The organism is Xanthomonas sp. fls2-241-TYG-148 (assembly GCF_030208815.1).
Lineage (GTDB): Bacteria > Pseudomonadota > Gammaproteobacteria > Xanthomonadales > Xanthomonadaceae > Xanthomonas > Xanthomonas campestris.
This window is the reverse complement of sequence record NZ_JARVTE010000003.1, coordinates 588,825-607,301: the sequence shown is the minus strand read 5'-3', so window position 1 is coordinate 607,301 and position 18,477 is coordinate 588,825. Positions and strand designations below refer to the sequence as shown.

Here is an 18,477-nt window from a genome sequence, read left to right as displayed (position 1 = left end):
GGGTTCACGCCGCGCCCGCCGCGCACGACAATGCCGTGCTCTGGCGCGTTGCGCGCCGCGACGTGGAGCAGGGCAATGGCGATCATCGAGGGTGTGCAGCGGTATCTGGGCTTGATCGCCGCCACTGCCTTTGTGCTGGCAGTGGCCGGCTTCGGGGCCGCGCTTCCCGGCTACCTGCAGGGCAGTCACCCGGTGGCATTGCTGGGCGCAGCCGGGGTGCCGCATGCGGTGGGCTTCAATCTGCTGGCGTTCGTGCTGGTGGGCGGGCTCGGCATGGCCACCGGCATCAGCCTGCTCGCCCGCATGCCGCCCAAGGCTGGCTGGAGCCTGCGCGTGGGTGGGCAGTTGATCGTGCTGGCGGGCCTGGCCTTCATCGGCATGGGCCTGTTGCCGCTGGATCCCACCGACCTGGACGCGCGCGCCAGCCAGTCGCATGCCACCGCCTGGCTGCTGTGGGCGGTGGCTTTCGTCCCCGGCATGCTGTTGATTGCCGCGCAGTTGCTCAACCAGCCCGGCATGCGCGCGCTGGCGTGGCTGAGCCTGGCCGCCGGCCTGCTGGTGGCGGTGCTCTCGTTCGGCCCGCCCGGGTTGCTGCGCCAGGCGGTGGCCCAGCGCGTGGCGTTCCTGGCCTGGGTGGGCTGGTTGGCGGTGGCGGGCTGGTCCTGGCCGGCGCTGGTGCGGCCGGGTAGCCGCCCGGTCTGAGCCAGCGGTTTGGAGCACCTGCTGCACTGCGGTACCCTGTACCGCTTTGCACCGCCCGAGCATCTGCTCCCAATGTCCACCGTCGAACCGAACGCCTACGACCCCCAGCAGGTCGAAACCTCCGCCCAGCAGTTCTGGGATGCCACCCGCTCCTTCCAGGTCGACGAGAACTCGGACAAACCGAAGTTCTATTGCCTGTCGATGCTGCCGTACCCCTCCGGTGCGCTGCACATGGGGCATGTGCGCAACTACACCATCTCCGACGTGGTCAGCCGCTACAAGCGCATGACCGGGCACAACGTGCTGCAGCCGATGGGATGGGATGCGTTCGGCCTGCCGGCCGAAAACGCCGCGATCAAGAACAAGACCGCGCCGGCCAAGTGGACCTACGCCAACATCGAACACATGCGCGCGCAGCTGAAATCGCTGGGCTATGCGATCGACTGGTCGCGCGAGTTCGCCACCTGCACGCCGGACTATTACGTGCACGAGCAGCGCATGTTCACCCGGCTGATGCGCAAGGGCCTGGCCTATCGCCGCAACGCGGTGGTGAACTGGGACCCGATCGACCAGACCGTGCTGGCCAACGAGCAGGTGATCGATGGCCGCGGTTGGCGTTCTGGCGCGCTGGTGGAAAAACGCGAGATTCCGCAGTGGTTCCTGCGCATCACCGATTACGCGCAGGAATTGCTCGACGGCCTGGATCAGTTGGACGGCTGGCCGGATTCGGTCAAGACCATGCAGCGCAACTGGATTGGCCGCTCGGAAGGGCTGGAGATCCAGTTCGACGTGCGCGACACCAACGGCGCGCCGCTCGATCCGCTACGCGTGTTCACCACCCGCCCGGACACCTTGATGGGCGTGACCTTCGTGTCCATCGCCGCCGAACACCCGCTGGCGCAGCACGCGGCCAAGTCCAATCCGGAACTGGCCAGCATGCTGGAGACGCTCAAGCACGGCGGCGTGTCTGAAGCCGAGCTGGAAACCCAGGAAAAGCGCGGCATGGCCACCGGCCTGACCGCGGTGCACCCGATCAGCGGCGAGGAAGTGCCGGTGTGGGTGGCCAACTTCGTGCTGATGGGCTACGGCACCGGCGCGGTGATGGCGGTGCCGGGTCACGACCAGCGCGATTTCGAGTTCGCCAACAAGTACGGCCTGCCGATCGTGCAGGTGGTCAAGCTGCGCGAGCCGCGCAATGACGACGAACAGGCCTGGGATGCCACGCAGTGGCGCGACTGGTACACCGACAAGAGCCGCGAGCTGGAGTTGATCAACTCTGCCGAGTTCGATGGCCTCGATTACTACGGCGCCTTCGAAGCATTGGCCGAGCGCTTCGAGCGCAAGGGCCAGGGCCAGCGCCGCATCAATTACCGCCTGCGCGATTGGGGCGTGAGCCGCCAGCGCTATTGGGGCTGCCCGATTCCGGTGATCTACTGCGCCAAGTGCGGCGCGGTGCCGGTGCCGGAAGACCAACTGCCGGTGGTGTTGCCGGAAAATGTGGAATTTGCCGGCACCGGTTCGCCGATCAAGACCGACCCCACCTGGCGCCAGACCACCTGCCCGGAGTGCGGCGGCCCGGCCGAGCGCGAAACCGACACCTTCGACACCTTTATGGAGTCGAGCTGGTACGTGGCGCGCTACACCAGCCCGAACGCACGCGACATGGTCGACCGCCGCGCCAACTACTGGATGCCGGCCGACCTGTACGTGGGCGGCATCGAGCACGCGATCCTGCACCTGATGTATTTCCGCTTCTATCACAAGCTCATGCGTGACGCGCGGCTGGTGGATAGCGACGAGCCGGTGACCAACCTGCTCACCCAGGGCATGGTCATCGCCGAGACGTTCTATCGCGACGCCGACAACGGCGGCAAGGACTGGATCAACCCGGCCGATGTGGAAATCCAGCGCGATGAGCGCGGGCGCGTGGTTGGCGCCAGCCTGATCGCCGACGGCCAGCCGGTCCATATCGGTGGCACCGAGAAGATGTCCAAGTCCAAGAACAATGGCGTGGACCCGCAGGCCATGGTGGCCAAGTACGGCGCCGACACCGTGCGCCTGTTCTCGATGTTCGCCGCACCGCCCGAGCAGTCGCTGGAATGGAACGAGGCCGGTGTCGACGGCATGGCGCGCTTCATGCGCCGGCTGTGGGTGCAGGTGCACAGGCATGTGGGCGAGGGCGCTGCCGCTGCATTGGATGTGGCCAGCCTGAGTGCCGAGCAGAAGGCGATCCGCCGCAAGACCCACGAGACCATCGGCAAGGTGGACGACGACTACGGCCGCCGCCACAGCTTCAACACCGCCATTGCCGCGGTGATGGAGTTGTCCAACGCGCTGGCCAAGTTCGACGACGCCAGTGCGCAGGGGCGCGCCGTGCGCCAGGAAGCGCTGGAAGCGATGGTGCTGCTGCTCAACCCGATCACCCCGCACGCCAGCCATGCGCTGTGGCAGGTGCTGGGACGTGGCGAAACGCTGCTGGAAAACGTGCCGTTCCCGCAGGTCGACGCGGCGGCGCTGGTGCGTGATGCGCTGACGCTGGCGATCCAGGTCAACGGCAAGTTGCGTGGCACCATCGAGGTGGCCGCCGACGCAGCGCGCGAGCAGATCGAAGCACTGGCGCTGGCCGAGCCGAACGCGGCCAAGTTCCTGGAAGGCCTGAGCGTGCGCAAGATCATCATCGTGCCCGGCAAGATCGTGAATATCGTGGCGGGCTGAGTGCTGCGCAGTGCCGGGTTGCCAGGCCCGGTCCGGGCGATTTGCCGGATCGGCGCCTGGCGACGGTAGCTTAGGTTTTACCTGTGTTGCTGGCGATGCATTGCATTGGTAATTGGTAAGTCGCAATGCGCCGTTGCGGGTGGTGCCGCGTTTCGCGTGAGGAACTCCACTGGTGCGTGGTGACGCGCGCGGGGGGATTGCTCGGGCGGTTCACGGCAATCATCGCAATGACGCGTGGCGACGTTTGTCAGATCTGTTGCCGTGTTCCCGGTGATTCAGTTCATTGGCGCGTGGCGACGCGTTTTTCATTTCCGGGCGCCGCAATGTAGTGCGGCGCCCTCTCAAGCCCCGTTCACGCCGTCTCGGGCAGGCTAGCCGCCTGTTGCCGCCGCCGGGGCGCTCCTCCAGACTGTGCCCATGATCCGATTTCCTACTGCCTTCGCCGCCTCCCTCGTGCTTGTCTCGAGCCTCACCGCCTGCGGCTTTCACCTGCGCAATTCGTTGGCGCTGCCGCCGGATACGCCTGCGGTCAAGGTGCAGTCGGCGGTGCAGTACAGCGAACTGGCCAAACTGCTGCGCCGTGGCCTGAAGGCCGCCGGCGCCACCCTGGCCGACGACGGCGCCAAGAGCGGCTTTGCGCAGGTGCAGGTGTTGTCCGAGCGCTGGGGCGATCTGCCGATCGCCATCGACAGCCAGGGCCGTGCGCAGGAATACAGCCTACGCTATGCGGCGATCTTCACCGTGACCACCGCCAACGGCGCAGTCCTGGTGCCGCAGCAGGTGATCGAGCTGTCGCGTGATTACGTGTCGCCGCCGGTGGATGCCACCGGTACCGCGACCGAGCGCGAGATCCTGGCCGACGAGCTGCGCAAGGACATGTCTGCCTCGATCCTGCGCCGTATCGACAGCGTGGTGCGCGCCCGCGTGGAGCGCGGCGAATCGCTGGAAAGCACGCCCACCGCGCCGCTGCAGCCCAGCACCACGCCGCCGGTGCAGCCGTCCGGCACGCCGGAGTCGAGCGTGCCGGCGTCGCTGCCGCCCGCACCGCAGCCGTCGAACAACAACTAAGCGCTCGCGCGCCTTCGTCCATGGAACTACGCCCAGAGCAGCTGGCCGGCCAGTCCAGCCAGCCGTTGCAGCCGGTCTATCTGATTGCCGGCCCGGAAACCCTGCGTGTGCTGGAGGCCGCCGACGCGGTGCGTGCCCGCGCGCGCGCCGAAGGCATCAGCGAGCGCGAAGTGTTCGACGCCGACGGGCGTGAGTTCGACTGGAACCAGCTGGACGCCAGCTTCAATGCGCCCAGCCTGTTCAGCCCGCGCCGCCTGGTCGAAGTACGCATGCCCAGCGGCAAGCCGGGCAAGGACGGCGCCGAGGTCATCACCCGGTTCTGCGCCAACCCGCCGCCGGACGTGGTGCTGCTGATCACCGCCAACGACTGGAGCAAGGCGCACCAGGGCAAATGGGCCGATGCGGTCGGGCGGATCGGCACCATCGCCGTGGCCTGGGCGATCAAACCGCATGAGTTATCGGACTGGATCGAGCGCCGCCTGCGCAGCCAGGGCCTGCGTGCCGATGCGGCCGCGGTGCAGCGGCTGAGCGAGCGGGTGGAAGGCAACCTGCTGGCCGCCGCACAGGAGATCGACAAGCTCGCCTTGCTGGCCGATGGCAAGGTGCTGGATCTGGAGGCGATGGAATCGCTGGTGGCCGATGCTGCCCGTTACGACGTCTTCCGCCTGGCCGAAACCACCTTCTCCGGGCAGCCGGCCGCGGTGGTGCGCATGCTCGCCGGCCTGCGCGCTGAAGGCGAGGCAGTCGCGGCGCTGATGCCCATCCTGATCAAGGAATTGCTGCGCACCGCCTCCCTGGCCAAGGTGCAGGCCGGCGGCGGCAACCTGGGCGCCGAAATGAAGGCCCAGGGCATCTGGGAATCCCGCCAGGCACCGTTCAAGCGCGCCTTGCAACGGCATCCCGAGCCGCGCCGGTGGGAACGCTTCGTCGCCGAGGCCGGGCTGGTCGATCGCATGGCCAAGGGGCGCGCCGAGGGTGACCCCTGGGTGGCGCTGGAACGCCTGCTGGTCGCTGTCGCCGAAGCCCGCGCGGTGAGATTGCTGGCGTGACAGCGGGGCAGGCCGGAACTGCTGAGCGGGGCGCCGGCTCCGCAGAGCGAGAGCCTCCAACCGCAGCGCAAGGCGCACGGCCGGTACCTCCCACCGGCGTCGCTCCAACGTCACCCGCCACCAACGCGCAGGCCGCCGCGTCAGAGCCGCTTCTTCCCGAATCCCAGATCCCCAATCCCGAATCCCGGTCCCATACCGACTCCCGATTGCCGATTGCCGATTCCCGCCCCAAGCTCCACCTCTACTACGGCGGCACCTTCGACCCGATCCATCTCGGCCACCTGGCCATTGCCTGCGCCGCACGCGATGCGCTCGGCGCGCAGGTGCATCTGGTGCCGGCCGCAGACCCGCCACATCGCCCCGCGCCCGGTGCCACCGCCGCGCAGCGCACCCGCATGCTGGAACTGGCCCTGGCCGATCTCCCCGGGCTGCTGCTGGATACCCGCGAGGTGCGCCGCGCCGCGCAGGGCGGGGCGCCGTCCTACACGGTGGACACCCTGCACGAGGTGCGCGCCCAGCTCGGGACCGCCACGCCCATCGCCTGGCTGCTGGGTGCCGATGCCTTTGTGGGCCTGCCCGGCTGGCATGAGTGGACCGAACTCTTCGGGCTGGCGCATCTGGTGATCGCTGCGCGCCCCGGCACCGCGCTGGACCTGGCCGATGCGCCGGTGCTGGCGCAGGCGGTGCAGGGCCGGTGGGCCACCGACGCGCGCGACCTGCTCAACGCGCCGGCCGGTCGGCTATGGCGGCTGCCGCATCCGTTGCGCGGCGAATCGGCCAGCGCGGTGCGCAGCCGCATCGCCGCCGGTGGCCAATGGCAGGAGCTGGTGCCGCCGGCGGTTGCCGCATTTATCGCCGAAGAAGGCCTGTATGGCTGCGTTCGGCCGGCTAGCTGAACACGCGAGCGGCCGGACTTGCCTATAATTCACCCAAATCTATCGAGTTGCCTGCTTTGACCAGCCAAGCCCAAGTCATCAAGACCTCCATTCCGAACCCGCCGCCGTCCGTGCCGGCCCTGTTGGCCACCGTGCGTGAGGCCGTCGAGGAGCTGAAAGCCAAGGACGTGGTCGAGATCGACGTGCGCGGCAAGTCCAGCGTCTGCGATTACATGGTGGTGGCATCGGGCACCTCGACCCGCCACGTGAAGTCGATTGCCGAAGAAGTGGTGAAGTTCGCCAAGCGTCTGGACGTGATGCCGCTGGGCGTGGAAGGCGAGCGCGAGGCCGAGTGGGTGCTGGTGGACCTGGGCGATGTGGTGGTGCATGTGATGCTGCCGCGCGTGCGCGAGTTCTATGCGCTGGAGCGCTTGTGGACTGTTGGCGACCAGCGTCCGTCCGATCTGGAAGAGGCAGCGGACGACGAGCAGGCTTAAGTCTGCGCACCTGCGTCACAGCAACGAACGGCGCCCTCGGGCGCCGTTCGTGTTTGCGCGTGGTCGGGCGGCTTACAGCGGCCCGCGCTCCCATGGGCCGGTGATGGCCAGGGTGATCCCCGGGGTCTGGATGTTGACGAACAACGTCTGCGCCAGCGGATCCCAGCAGGCGCCGCAGAACTCGGTGTCGCGGTAGTCGCCCTCGGCAATGGTTTTGCCGGCATCGGCGATCTGCTGCGAGGTCAGCTGCACGTTGTTCTTGGCTAGATAGAACGACTCACCGTTGCGGGTCAGGCCCAGCAGGCGTGCGCCCGGGCCGTATTCGTCCGGGCTCTCGCCGCCGTCTTCGCACAGCACCACGCCACCGCGCGCGCTGACGGTGACGTTGTCCGGGTTATGCGCCGCCAGCTGGTTGCCACTGACGAACAGCGCGCTGAGCCGCTGGGTAAACAGGTCCAGCACCCACACCGCGCCATTGCCGTAGCCGCGCCGGCCCTGTGCATCCACGCCGGTGCTGGTGTCGACGATGAACAGCTTGCCGTAGCTGTACCAGATGCCTTCGCCGCGACTCATGCGCAGCGCGCCATCGGCCCAGGCCTGCGCGAACGGTCCGCTCAGGGTGTCGTTGGCGCCGATGTCGGCAAAGCCCGCTGGTGCAGCGATGCTGTCCAGATCCGGCTCTTCGATGTCGACCCATTCCAACTGGAACTGCTGACCGATGCTGGCCACGGTGAGGTCGGCGTTGCGCTTGCCACGCACGCGTGCGGCCTGCAGCCGGCCGCCGTTCTCCAGCGAGCCGTTGCGGCCGCGGCGGTCGTTGGGAATGAAGCGGTACAACCCGGCCTTGTTGCGGTCGTCTTCGGTGAGATAGACGATGCCGGTGCGCGGGTCGATCGCCACCGCCTCATGGCTGAAGCGGCCCAGCCCGACCAGCGGCCGGCCGGTGGTGCGGTGGCTGTCCGGGTCCACTTCGAACACGTAGCCGTGCTTGCGCCCGGTGCTGGAGACCGCATTGGTCTTGATCTCTTCGCAGCTCAGCCAGGTGCCCCAGGGCGTCGGACCGCCGGCGCAATTGACCAGGGTGCCGCCCAGGCTCGGTTCCAGGCTGCCCCAGCCGCGCCGCCCATAACTCAGCGTGGTGGTGCCGCCGCCGGCCTGCGCGGTGCCGCTGACGATGCCGGTGTCGTACATCGCCGGCGCACGGAATGGTGTGGCCGCGCCACGCTCGTGATTGCGGATCAGCACGTATTCCAGGCCGCGCAGGCCATCGGTGCCGGGGCGCCAGCCGGGCCGACGCAGGCTGACCACGGCCATGCCGTCATGCCGGTCGGGGCAGGGTTGGCCATCGTCCATGCGGTCGCCGCTCCAACCGAACGAGCGGTAGCTGAAGCCGCGCGGCAGCTGCAGCAAGGGCAGGCCGGTGCTCTGGTCGGCGACCGGCGCGAGCGGGCCGTAACGGCTGGGCACCGGCGCCAGGCGCATGGAGGGCGTGGTAGCGGCCTGGGCCTGGCGCGATTGCAATGCGCTCAGGCTGCCAAGGGCACCGGCGGCCATCACGGCGGCGCTGCCTTTGAGGACCTGGCGACGGGCGGGATCGAAAACATGCATCGAACGACTCCTGCGGGCTGGGTGGTCGGGCGACACTAATTGCCGCCTGTAACCACGCCATGACACACAACGACAAATCGCCACGGACAGCCCAGGCTGTGACGCGGATATCATGTACGGATGAAATGCCGACTCATCGCCACCGGCGAGCGCGCACCGGCCTGGGTGGCGCAGGGCTTTGCCGAATATCAGAAACGTCTCTCGCACTGGATGCCGCTGGAGCTGGTCGAGATCGAACCCGGCCTGCGCGGCAAGGGCCGCGACGCGCAACGCGCCATCGACGACGAAGGGCGCCGCGTGCTGGCGGCGCTTCCCAAGAATGCGCATGTGGTCGCGCTCGATGTGCCCGGGCGCCCGCTCAGTTCCGAACAGCTGGCCCAGCGCATGGAACATTGGCGCGGGCAGGGCCGCGATCTGGCCTTTTTGATCGGCGGGCCCGAGGGCCATGCCGCCGACGTGGTGAAGAGCGCCAACGAGAGCTGGTCGATCGGCCCGCTAACGTTGCCGCACATGCTGGTGCGCCTGATCGTCGCCGAGCAGCTCTACCGCGCGGCCGCGATGCTGGCCAATCATCCTTACCATCGCGCGTAGCGCTTTCATGGCACGTGCTGTGCAGCTGGCCTGATCAGCGCAACTGAGCGCAGATTGTGCAGCGTCCAGCTTGATGCACTCGGCAGTTGCGGCCTGCTTGTACACGCGTCGTCGCGGTTTCAAGCAGGCAGGGCGTCCTCACCATCGCGCGTCATGGCGTCATGGCGAGCACTGTGCAGCTAACTTCATCGAGTGCCTGGTCGCCGATTGCGCTGTGTCCAGAGGGAGGCGTTCGGTAGTGGCGTCCGGGACGTACCTCCGCGTCGTTGCCATTCTGATCGTGCCGGCCGGGATGACGCCTGGTCACTAGCCGGTCCCGTGTTGGTTGCTTCAAACCTGTTGATGTGGCAGGTCATCGCCTGCGTTCCCTGGATGACGCACAAGACCACCAAGACGGCAGCGTCGGTGGTTACGCTTGCTGCCGAGCGCGCATGCCTGCTCGGCAGGAGGGTCGGTATGTGGAGATTGGCAGCAGTGCGGCGGCTGCAGGTGCAGGCCGCCGCGTCGGTCAACGCTTCAATTCAACGAAAAGCTCACCGGCACCAACCCGTAGGCCTGTACCGCCTGGCCGTTCTGCATTGCCGGCTGGAAGCGCCAGCTGCGCAGTACCTGGCTACGCGCGGCCAGATCGAGCGCGCGGTGACCGCTGCTGGTTTGCACGCTGACTTCGGCCGGGCGGCCGTCGGTACCCACCAGCACGCGCAGCATCACCGTGCCTTGTTGCCCGGCGCGCAGCGCGGCCACCGGGTAACTCGGTGCGGGCGCGCTGAGATAGTGCAACTGCCCGGCGTCCACCGGCCCGCTTGAAGGGGGGGCAGCCGGGGCGCTGATAGTCGGCGCCGTATCCGACACTGCCTCCAACGCCACGTGCGCGGTGTCGACCACCGCTGTCTGCGTCACCGATGGCTGCTTCACCACCGGATCGGCAATGAGAGGAGTACGGGTGCTGGGCGCCTTGAACTTCACCTCGACCGGAAACACGAGCGGCGGCGGCGGCGTCGCCGGCACGGTGATCGGCATCAGCCAGCGCTCCTTCGGCGTGGGCGGTTGCATGACCTGGTGGTGCGACAACGGGATCAACAACAAGCCACCGGCCAGCAGATGCAGCGCCACGGCCGTGCTCATCGCCAGGACGCGCGATGTGTCGATGCCAAGGGGACGGGAAGAAACCTGCGATTGCGTGCGAACCATCATCCACCTCCAAAACGGAACTGCGGAAAGGACCAGCGCGGCCCGGACGCACTACACCATCCGGTAGCGTAGGTTTACCGCAGCGCGCACGGCTGCACAAGCGACGCGTAGCGTCGGCTGCAAGCAGCCCGGTCGATCGTGGGTGGAATGGTGCGTGGGCAGTCGGCGCCATGCCTGAGTGCGCTATAGCGCTCAAGCTGCCTTTGTGCGGTTGATGCTGAAGAACGGCCTTCAAATCACAATTAAAAAATGCAGCACTTGGCAGCTCCAATGGCCCATGCGTTCACCGGCGAACGCCGCCAAGCTACGACGCTGGCGGATCAACGGGCAAAAAAACTGCCCATGACGGGCAGCTTTTTCGAGTGCGCTATTGCGGTGCTAGCGCATCAGCGCCCCAGTTCGAACGTCACATCCAGGGTGATCGACAGGGTGCTTTCGCCCGGAGCCACCTGGGTGTCCATCTCGGCCTTGGCCGAGCGCATCGAGGCGGCCATCATCATCGGGCGCACCACGCCGCCGCCGCTGCGGCCTTCGGAGATGCTGACGATGCGGCGTACCTTGAGCCCCAGCGACTTGGCGTAGGTTTCGGCGCGGGCCTGCGCCTTCTTGAGCGCGGCCACGCGGGCTTCGTCGTAGACCGGTTCGGGCTGGTCGATCGAGAAGCTGGGGCCGCTGATGTCGTTGGCGCCTTGCGCAACCAGGGCATCGAGCACCTTGCCCAGCTTGGCGATGTCGCGCACCTTCAGGCTGACGGTGTTGCTGGCCTGGTAGCCGATGATCTTCGGCGCTTCGTTTTCTTTGTAGCTGTACTGCGGATTGAGATTGATGCCGCTGGTCTGCACGTCCTTGTCGGCGATGCCGGCGGACTTGACCGCGGTCATGACCTTACTCATCTGCTCTGCGTTCTGGCGCATCGCGGCATTGCCATCCACCGCCTGGGTCACCACGCCGGCCGACACCGTGGCGATGTCCGGCACGCGCTTGGCTTCTGCTTCGGCCGACACATTGAGCAAGGTGCCATCGTTGGGAATGGTGTAGCTCGGAGCGGTCTGGGCGTGGGCGGTCATGGCGGTTCCGGCAGCGATGGACAGGGCCAGCAACAACGGCTTGAGGGTGGTACGCATGGAGTCTCCTTGTCTGTGCGCGCAGCGTGTTGTGGGGCCGATGAATATGCTGTGAGTCGATCGTGCGCGGCGATGGCGCGACAGGCAAGCGTGCAGGGACGGCCAACAGGTATGCTGGGTGGATGCTCTATCTCGCCTCCCGATCGCCGCGCCGACACGAACTCCTGCAACGCCTCGACGTGCCGTTCCAGACCCTGGAACTGGACGTGCCCGAAGTGCGCGCGCCGGGCGAATCGCCCGAGCACTATGTGCACCGCGTGGCCTTGGACAAGGCGCGCGCGGGGCTGGCACTGGTACAGGCCTACGATGCACAGGCCATCGTGCTCGGCTCCGATACCGAAGTGGTGCTCGGCGAGCGCGTGTTCGGCAAGCCGGTCGATGTCGATGATGCGATCGCCATGCTCACGGTGCTGGCCGGGCGCACCCACCAGGTGCTCACCGCGGTGGTGCTGGTCGGAGCACAGCGGCCAGCGCTGCAGGCGCTGGTGGTGTCGGAGGTCACCTTCGATGCGCTCGATGCGACCCGGATTGCCGCTTATGCGGCGTCTGGCGAGCCCATGGGCAAGGCCGGCGCGTACGCGATCCAGGGGCGTGCGGAGCGCTTCATAACCCATTTGTCTGGCAGCTATTCCGGCGTGATGGGATTGCCGCTGTTTCAGACCTCGCAATTGCTCACAGCCTTCGGAGCGCATTAGATGTCGGAAGAGATCCTGGTCAACGTTACCCCCCGCGAAACCCGCGTGGCCGTGATCGAGAACGGCATGTTGCAAGAGCTGCATATCGAACGCGGTTGGCGCCGCGGAGTGGTGGGCAATATCTACAAGGGCAAGGTGCAACGGGTGATGCCCGGCATGCAGGCTGCGTTCGTGGAAGTGGGCCTGGAGCGCGCCGCGTTCCTGCATGCCAACGACGTGGTGCGGCCGGCCCCGGCGCCAGCGAGCGTGGTGGATACCGAAGAAACCCCGATCCCGCCGCCGCCGGCCGCCTCGGTGCCGATCGTGGAGTTGTTGCGCGACGGCCAGGACATCGTGGTGCAGGTGGTCAAGGACCCGATCGGTACCAAGGGCGCGCGGCTGACCACGCAAATCAGCATTCCCTCGCGGTATCTGGTGCTGTTGCCGCAGTCCAAGGTGGTGGGTGTCTCGGCGCGGATCGAAGACGAGGCCGAGCGCCTGCGCCTGAAGACCATCGTCAGCGAGGTCTCGGCCCAGCATGGCGGCTTCGGCTACATCATCCGCACCAATGCCGAGGGCCAGCCGGCCGAAGCCCTGGCCGAAGACATCGCCTATCTGTCGCGGGTCTGGAACGTGGTCGAGCGGCGCGGCCGCGAGGCGTCGGCGTGCAGCATCATTTACGAAGACCTGAGCCTGCCCCTGCGTGCGGTGCGCGACCTGATCCGCAAGGACGTGGAGAAGGTCAAGGTCGACTCCAACGAGACGTTCGTGCAGCTGCAGGCCTTCGTGGCCAAGTACATGCCGGTGCTGGCCGAGCGGCTGGAGCTGTACACCGGCGACCGCCCGATCTTCGACCTGTATGGCGTGGAAGACGAAATCGGCCGCGCGCTGGACAAGCAGGTGCCGCTCAAGTCCGGCGGCTACCTGGTCATCGACCAGACTGAAGCGATGACCACCATCGACGTCAACACCGGCTCGTTCGTCGGCCAGCGCAATCTGGAAGAAACCGTGTTCCGCACCAATCTGGAGGCGGCGCAGGCGGTGGCCCGGCAACTGCGGCTGCGCAACCTGGGCGGCATCATCATCATCGATTTCATCGACATGGATGATCCCGAGCATCGCCGCCAGGTGTTGCGCACGCTGGAAAAAGCATTGGCCCGCGACCACGCCAAGACCACCGTGTACGAGTTCTCGCCGCTGGGCCTGGTGGAGATGACCCGCAAGCGCACCGTGGAAAGCCTGGAGCGGCAGCTGTCGGAAACCTGCGGCCAATGCGGCGGGCGCGGCACCATCAAGACCGCCGAAACGGTGACCTACGAAATCTTCCGCGAGATCACCCGCGCGGTGCGTCAGTTCGATGCGGCGCGGCTGCTGGTGATCGCCTCGTCCAAGGTGGTGGCGCGCATCACCGACGAAGAATCCGCGGCGGTGGCCGAGCTGGAGGAATTCCTCGGCAAGAGCATCCGCTTCCAGTCCGACGACCAGTACCTGCAGGAGCAGTTTGACGTGGTGCTGCTGTGAGGCAGGGAATGGAGAGTCGGGAATCGGGAATGGGGGAAGAGCGAAAGGCTCTCTGCGGGATACTGTTAACGGCCTTAGAATGGGGGCGTGCGCGAACGGATGATCGTGCGTACGGGGCGCTGCGTGCTCTTACGATTCCCGACTCCCGACTCCCGATTCCCCGCCGTTAATGCCGACCCCGCTGCGCCGCCGTCTCCGCCTGTTTCGCCGTTATGCGCTCACCGCCAGCGCGCTCGCGCTGGTGGCGCTCGCCGTGCTGGTGGGCGCGGCCAGCCAGGTGCTGCCGTTGGCCGAGCAGCATCCGCAACAGATTGCCGCGTGGCTGAGCGAGCGTGCCGGCCAGCCGATCCGCTTCGACCGCCTGCAGACCGAATGGACCCGCCGCGGCCCGTTGTTGCGTCTGGATGGGCTGCGTATCGGCCCCAACGGTGACGTGCGTGTGGGCCAGGCCGAAGTGGTGCTGGCGATGTACGCCGGCCTGCTGCCGGGCCATGCGCTGACCGAGGTGCGCCTGCGCGGGCTCGCTTTGACCCTGCAGCGTGGCGATGACGGGGTGTGGTCGGTGCAGGGGCTGCCCAGTGGCCGGCACGCCGATCCCCTGGACGCCTTGCGCCGGTTGGGCGAAATCCAGGTGTCGGAGGCGCGGCTGCATATCGATGCGCCGTCGATCGGGCTGGACACCACGCTGCCACGGATCGATCTGCGGCTGCGCGTGCAGGGCGCGACCTTGCGCGTCGGCAGCCGCAGCTGGATCGACCCGGCACGCGCGCCGCTGACCTCGGTGCTGGAGTTCGACCGCGACAGTGGCGATGGCAGCGCGTATGCGCAAGCCGCGCCGGCGGACCTGGCCGCATGGGCGTCGCTGCTGCAGGCCGGCGGTGTGCGTGTGGATGGCGGCAGCGGACGGCTGCAGGCCTGGGCGCAGCTGCGTGCCCGCCGCGTGTCTGCGGTCACCGTGGTGGCCGACCTCACCCAGGTGCAATTGTCGGGAGCGCCGTTGGCTGGCGAATCGGCGCGCCGCACGCTCAAGTGGGAACGCCTGCAGGCGCGTGCGCGCTGGCAGACCGTGGCGGGTGGCTGGCGGCTGGATGCACCACAGCTGCGGCTGGGCAGCGCGAACACGCTGCAGCATCTCGACGGCCTGAGCATCGCCGCCGGGCGCCGTTATGCGGTGCTGGGCGATGCACTGGATGTGTCCGGGCTGATCGCCGCCGCTGCGCTGAGCGACCAGCTGTCGCCGGGCCTGCGCCGCTGGTTGGCGTTGTCCAGGCCGCAGTTGCGCGTGAGCAAGCTGCAGCTGGCGGGCGAGCAGGGCGGCGCGGTGCGCGCGCAGGGGCAGGTGGAGGAGCTGGCATTCCAGCCAGTCGGGAAATCGCCGGGCATCAGCGGCCTGCGCGGGCACTTCGACGGCGATGCGCAGGCGATCGCGCTGCAAACCGCGCCGGACGCCACGCTGCGCTTCGACTGGCCTACCGGCTTTGGTGTGGTGCACGAGGTGCAACTGGCTGGCAGCATCGTCGGCTGGCGCGAGGGCGACGGCTGGCAGGTCGCCACGCCGGCGCTGCGGGTGCAGGCCAAGGACTACGGCGCCAACCTGCGCGGCGGGATGTGGTTTCAGAACGATGGCACCCGGCCACGCATCTCCCTGGCGGCGCAGCTGGATGACGCCGCCCTGCCGGTGGCACGCAAGTTCTGGATCCGTTCGAAGATGAGCAAGGCCGCCATCGACTGGCTCGACATGGCGGTAGCCGGGGGCGTGATTACCGGCGGCACCGGCCTGGTCAGCGGCGACCTGGACGACTGGCCGTTCGACAACAACGATGGCCGCTTCGAAGCCTTCGGGCAGATTCGCGATGGCGAAATCCGCTTCCAGCCGGACTGGCCGGCGATGACCCAGGTGCAGGCCGACCTGCGCTTCATCGGCAATGGTTTCTCGCTGCAAGGCAGCGGCGCGCTGGCCGGCACACCGGTGGCGCAGTTCGGGGCCGGTATCCCCAATTTCGCCACCTCCGAGCTCTATGTGCGCGCCTCCACTCAGGCTGACACTGCGCAGTTGCTGGGCATGTTGCGCAGCAGCCCGCTGGAGCGCCGCTATGGCGACACCTTGCGCAACCTCACCACCTCCGGCCCGGCCGCGGTCACCTTCGATCTGCTGCGCCCGTTACGCACCAAGGGCGTGGGCGGGCATCTGCAGGGCACCGTTGCGCTGCAGGGCGCCAAGCTGGCCGACGCGCGCTGGAACCTGGCCTTCGATCAGGTCAGCGGGCAGGCCGAGTACCGCGACAGCGGCTTCGGCGCCGAGCATCTGAGCGTGCAGCACCAAGGCCGCACCGGCGAGCTGGCGTTGCGTGCCGGCGGCTTCGTGCAGGACCCGGCGCAGGCGTTCGAGGCGCGCTTCGGGGCCACGCTCGATGCGAAGGAGTTGTTCGACCGCGCGCCGCAGATGGAATGGCTGCGTCCGTATGTGCATGGCAGCGCGCCATGGCAGGTGGGCGTGGATGTGCCGCTGGCGCGTCCGGGGCAGCCCGATGTGCCTGCACAGCTCACGCTGCGCTCGCAGTTGGTCGGCACCACGCTGGATCTGCCCGCACCGCTGGACAAGCCGGCCACGCAGCCGCTGGACACGCGGGTCAAGGTGGCGTTGCCGGTCGGCAATGGCGATATCGACGTGGCGTTCGGCCAGCTGGTGGCGGTCAAGGCCAGCAGCCAGGGCACCCAGACCGGCGTGCGCGTGGTGATGGGCACCGACACCGTGACCGAGCGGCCGCCGGCCAATGGCCTGGTGGTCAATGGCCGCACCGCCTCGCTGGATGCCATCGACTGGATCAGCCTGGCGCGCGGCAGTGCCGAGCCCGACATGCCGCCGCTACCCGGCCAACCGGCGCAGCCAAGCGAAAAGCTGCCGCTGCTGCAGGTGGATGTGCAGGCCGATAAATTGTTGATGATTGGCGGCGTCTTTCCGCAGACCCGCCTGCGCCTGCGCCCCACCCGCGATGCGGTGGCGGTGACGTTGGATGGGCCGTCGCTGGCCGGCCAGCTCACCGTGCCGAATACCGATGGCGCCGCAGTGCAGGGCAAGCTCAGCACGGTGCGCTGGCAGCCGGTGGCCGCTGCGCCGGAACCGGCCGCGCCCGAGCCCGGCGACCCGCTCGCCGGCGCGTTGCCGGAGCCGGCGCGGCGCGCGGTGGCCGAGTTCGACCCGGTGTCGATCCCACCGCTATCGCTGGATATCGACGACCTGCGCGTGGGCAAGATGACCCTGGGCGCGGCCACCTTGCGCAGCAGCCGGCTGACCGACGGCATGCAGGTAGACGAGCTGCAACTGCGCTCGGATGACCAGAACATCGGCCTGACCGGCGCCTGGCGCGGCAAGGGCGAGGCCGCCAGCACGCGGCTGTCTGCGCGCGTGGACAGCCGCAACCTGGGCAATCTGCTGCAGAACCTCACCCTGGGCGGGCAGCTGCGCGGCGGCGAAGGCCAGCTGGAACTCAACGCCGGCTGGCAGGGCTCGCCGACCGGGTTCGCGCTCGGCTCGCTAGAGGGCAATCTCACCGTGGACGCCCGCAACGGCCAGTTGCTGGAAGTGGACCCCGGCGCCGGCCGTGTGCTTGGCCTGCTCAGTGTGGCGCAGCTGCCGCGCCGGTTGATGTTCGACTTCCGCGACTTCTTCTCCAAGGGCCTGGCGTTCAACAAGCTTGCCGGCGAAGTGCGCTTTGGCGATGGCTTTGCGCGCACCGATGCAATCCGGATCGAAGGCCCGGCTGCCGACATCGCCATCCGCGGGCAGACCGACCTGCGTGCGCAGACCTTCGACCAGACCGTGGACGTGAATCCCAAGGCCGGCAATCTACTCACGGTGGTGGGCGCGGTGGCCGGTGGCCCGGTGGGTGCGGCGGTCGGCGCGGCCGCCAATGCGGTGCTCGGCAAACCGCTGGGCGCGATTGGCGCCAAGACCTATCACGTCACCGGGCCGTGGAAAGAGCCGCAGGTGGACGTGGTGGACCGCGATGCGCGCGAGCGTGCGCCCGCCAGGCCGGCGCCGGACAAGGCGCCGCGCTAGGCAGTCAGTCGATCACTCGGCGGGTGGGTCAGGCGGCGCGCTGGCACGCGTGAATAGCGGCAGACGCAGCCGCGTGCGGTGCCCGGCCACCGGCGTCTGCGCAGGCGCAGTCACGCCACGAAAGTAGCCGCGCTGCCATTTCTCGCGCGCCGCCGCCGATTGCGCGTCCGGCAAGGCTTCCAGGAAACGGCTGCGGCTGTCGGTCCAGTCGGCATGCTGCTGCGCCAGCGCCGGCGTTTCGGACAACGGCTGCCACTGCGGCTGCACCTGTTCGATCAACTGCCGCTGCAGCGGGAACAGATGGCAAAACGGCTCGCCCGCCTCGAAGCGCACCCGCCCCGGCCGGGTAAAACGCCAGTTCATGGTGAAGGTGTACGGGCTCCAGTCGGTTTCCACGATGCCGCTCAGCGCACCGATGCCATCCTTGGGGCAGTTCAACGGCCCGCTGACGAACAGGTTCACACCCGCGTCGGTCCGAAACAGGCAGGGCACGTGGAAGGTGAGCATGCCGTAGCCGAAATGGCTGATCGCCGGCGCGGCGGTGCCGGCATCGGCGGTGATCACCACCGCGCCCAGCCCATCGCCGCCATCCCAGGCCGCCTCGAAACCAGCCTGGCACAGCAGTTCCCAGCCATGCGCATTGGCGATGGCCAGCGGCAGGCACCGGTAGGCGTAGCGTTGGTCGGTGGCATCCATCCAGGCGCGTTCGTGCGGCGCGGGGCGGATATCCAGCGTGTGTCCGTCCAGAACGTGGGCAATGAGCTTCATGCGTGCGCGGTGGCTGGCGGCGGGCTGGCGATGA

The 18,477-nt window shown here is 67.9% G+C and carries 14 protein-coding genes; 10 read left to right on the top strand and 4 right to left on the bottom strand.

What is annotated here, in order from left to right; genetic code table 11:
* Positions 1-75: 75 nt before the first annotated feature.
* From QRM60_RS07890 to rsfS, 6 genes are all read left to right on the top strand, one after another.
* Positions 76-702: a DUF998 domain-containing protein gene (locus tag QRM60_RS07890; protein ID WP_285445909.1), complete on the top strand. Its 627-nt coding sequence runs from the start codon at positions 76-78 to the stop codon at positions 700-702.
* A 72-nt stretch (positions 703-774) separates the two neighbouring features.
* Positions 775-3,417: a leucine--tRNA ligase gene (gene leuS / locus QRM60_RS07885; protein ID WP_285445908.1), complete on the top strand. Its 2,643-nt coding sequence runs from the start codon at positions 775-777 to the stop codon at positions 3,415-3,417.
* Between the two features lie 417 nt (positions 3,418-3,834).
* Positions 3,835-4,485: an LPS assembly lipoprotein LptE gene (gene lptE, locus QRM60_RS07880; RefSeq protein ID WP_285445907.1), complete on the top strand. Its 651-nt coding sequence runs from the start codon at positions 3,835-3,837 to the stop codon at positions 4,483-4,485.
* Between the two features lie 20 nt (positions 4,486-4,505).
* Complete coding sequence (holA, locus tag QRM60_RS07875; RefSeq protein ID WP_115556381.1) at positions 4,506-5,534, top strand: DNA polymerase III subunit delta; 1,029 nt, start codon at positions 4,506-4,508, stop codon at positions 5,532-5,534.
* A 167-nt stretch (positions 5,535-5,701) separates the two neighbouring features.
* Complete coding sequence (gene nadD, locus QRM60_RS07870) at positions 5,702-6,430, top strand: nicotinate-nucleotide adenylyltransferase (RefSeq protein ID WP_238595608.1); 729 nt, start codon at positions 5,702-5,704, stop codon at positions 6,428-6,430.
* A 56-nt stretch (positions 6,431-6,486) separates the two neighbouring features.
* Positions 6,487-6,906, top strand: coding sequence for a ribosome silencing factor (gene rsfS / locus QRM60_RS07865; RefSeq protein WP_042598304.1), 420 nt, complete (start codon positions 6,487-6,489; stop codon positions 6,904-6,906).
* Positions 6,907-6,978: 72 nt separating this feature from the next.
* Here rsfS and QRM60_RS07860 read toward each other — a convergent pair whose 3' ends face one another.
* Positions 6,979-8,514 carry an alkaline phosphatase PhoX gene (locus tag QRM60_RS07860; protein ID WP_042598306.1) on the bottom strand — a complete coding sequence of 512 codons (1,536 nt, stop codon included), beginning with the start codon at positions 8,512-8,514 and terminating at the stop codon, positions 6,979-6,981.
* Positions 8,515-8,634: 120 nt separating this feature from the next.
* Here QRM60_RS07860 and rlmH point away from each other — a divergent pair, with 120 nt between their 5' ends.
* Positions 8,635-9,105: a 23S rRNA (pseudouridine(1915)-N(3))-methyltransferase RlmH gene (gene rlmH / locus QRM60_RS07855; protein WP_011037743.1), complete on the top strand. Its 471-nt coding sequence runs from the start codon at positions 8,635-8,637 to the stop codon at positions 9,103-9,105.
* 516 nt (positions 9,106-9,621) lie between these two features.
* Here the strand turns inward: rlmH and QRM60_RS07850 are convergent.
* The gene (locus QRM60_RS07850; RefSeq protein ID WP_225042378.1) at positions 9,622-10,299 is read right to left on the bottom strand and encodes an energy transducer TonB; all 678 of its coding nucleotides are present in this window, start codon (positions 10,297-10,299) and stop codon (positions 9,622-9,624) included.
* A gap of 383 nt (positions 10,300-10,682) precedes the next feature.
* Positions 10,683-11,420: an SIMPL domain-containing protein gene (locus QRM60_RS07845; RefSeq protein WP_285445906.1), complete on the bottom strand. Its 738-nt coding sequence runs from the start codon at positions 11,418-11,420 to the stop codon at positions 10,683-10,685.
* A gap of 122 nt (positions 11,421-11,542) precedes the next feature.
* Here QRM60_RS07845 and QRM60_RS07840 point away from each other — a divergent pair, with 122 nt between their 5' ends.
* The 3 genes from QRM60_RS07840 (at position 11,543) to QRM60_RS07830 (ending at position 17,675) form a co-directional block, all read left to right on the top strand.
* Positions 11,543-12,115, top strand: coding sequence for a Maf-like protein (locus tag QRM60_RS07840; RefSeq protein WP_115540621.1), 573 nt, complete (start codon positions 11,543-11,545; stop codon positions 12,113-12,115).
* Positions 12,116-13,615: a ribonuclease G gene (gene rng, locus QRM60_RS07835; RefSeq protein ID WP_011037739.1), complete on the top strand. Its 1,500-nt coding sequence runs from the start codon at positions 12,116-12,118 to the stop codon at positions 13,613-13,615.
* A 169-nt stretch (positions 13,616-13,784) separates the two neighbouring features.
* Positions 13,785-17,675, top strand: a complete 3,891-nt coding sequence (locus QRM60_RS07830) for a YhdP family protein (RefSeq protein WP_285445905.1) — start codon at positions 13,785-13,787, stop codon at positions 17,673-17,675.
* Between the two features lie 12 nt (positions 17,676-17,687).
* Here the strand turns inward: QRM60_RS07830 and QRM60_RS07825 are convergent, their stop codons facing one another.
* Positions 17,688-18,443 (bottom strand): DUF6065 family protein, encoded by a 756-nt coding sequence (locus tag QRM60_RS07825; protein ID WP_285445904.1) that lies wholly within the window; start codon positions 18,441-18,443, stop codon positions 17,688-17,690.
* Between the last annotated feature and the right edge of the window lie 34 nt (positions 18,444-18,477).

Coding starts and splice junctions, on each gene's coding strand:
- QRM60_RS07860 (WP_042598306.1), bottom strand. CDS start 8,514: ATGCATGTTTTCGATCCCGCCCGTCGCCAGGTCCTCAAAGGCAGCGCC.
- QRM60_RS07825 (WP_285445904.1), bottom strand. CDS start 18,443: ATGAAGCTCATTGCCCACGTTCTGGACGGACACACGCTGGATATCCGC.
- rlmH (WP_011037743.1), top strand. CDS start 8,635: ATGAAATGCCGACTCATCGCCACCGGCGAGCGCGCACCGGCCTGGGTG.
- QRM60_RS07830 (WP_285445905.1), top strand. CDS start 13,785: ATGCCGACCCCGCTGCGCCGCCGTCTCCGCCTGTTTCGCCGTTATGCG.
- QRM60_RS07840 (WP_115540621.1), top strand. CDS start 11,543: ATGCTCTATCTCGCCTCCCGATCGCCGCGCCGACACGAACTCCTGCAA.
- holA (WP_115556381.1), top strand. CDS start 4,506: ATGGAACTACGCCCAGAGCAGCTGGCCGGCCAGTCCAGCCAGCCGTTG.
- lptE (WP_285445907.1), top strand. CDS start 3,835: ATGATCCGATTTCCTACTGCCTTCGCCGCCTCCCTCGTGCTTGTCTCG.
- rng (WP_011037739.1), top strand. CDS start 12,116: ATGTCGGAAGAGATCCTGGTCAACGTTACCCCCCGCGAAACCCGCGTG.
- leuS (WP_285445908.1), top strand. CDS start 775: ATGTCCACCGTCGAACCGAACGCCTACGACCCCCAGCAGGTCGAAACC.
- QRM60_RS07850 (WP_225042378.1), bottom strand. CDS start 10,299: ATGATGGTTCGCACGCAATCGCAGGTTTCTTCCCGTCCCCTTGGCATC.
- QRM60_RS07890 (WP_285445909.1), top strand. CDS start 76: ATGGCGATCATCGAGGGTGTGCAGCGGTATCTGGGCTTGATCGCCGCC.
- QRM60_RS07845 (WP_285445906.1), bottom strand. CDS start 11,420: ATGCGTACCACCCTCAAGCCGTTGTTGCTGGCCCTGTCCATCGCTGCC.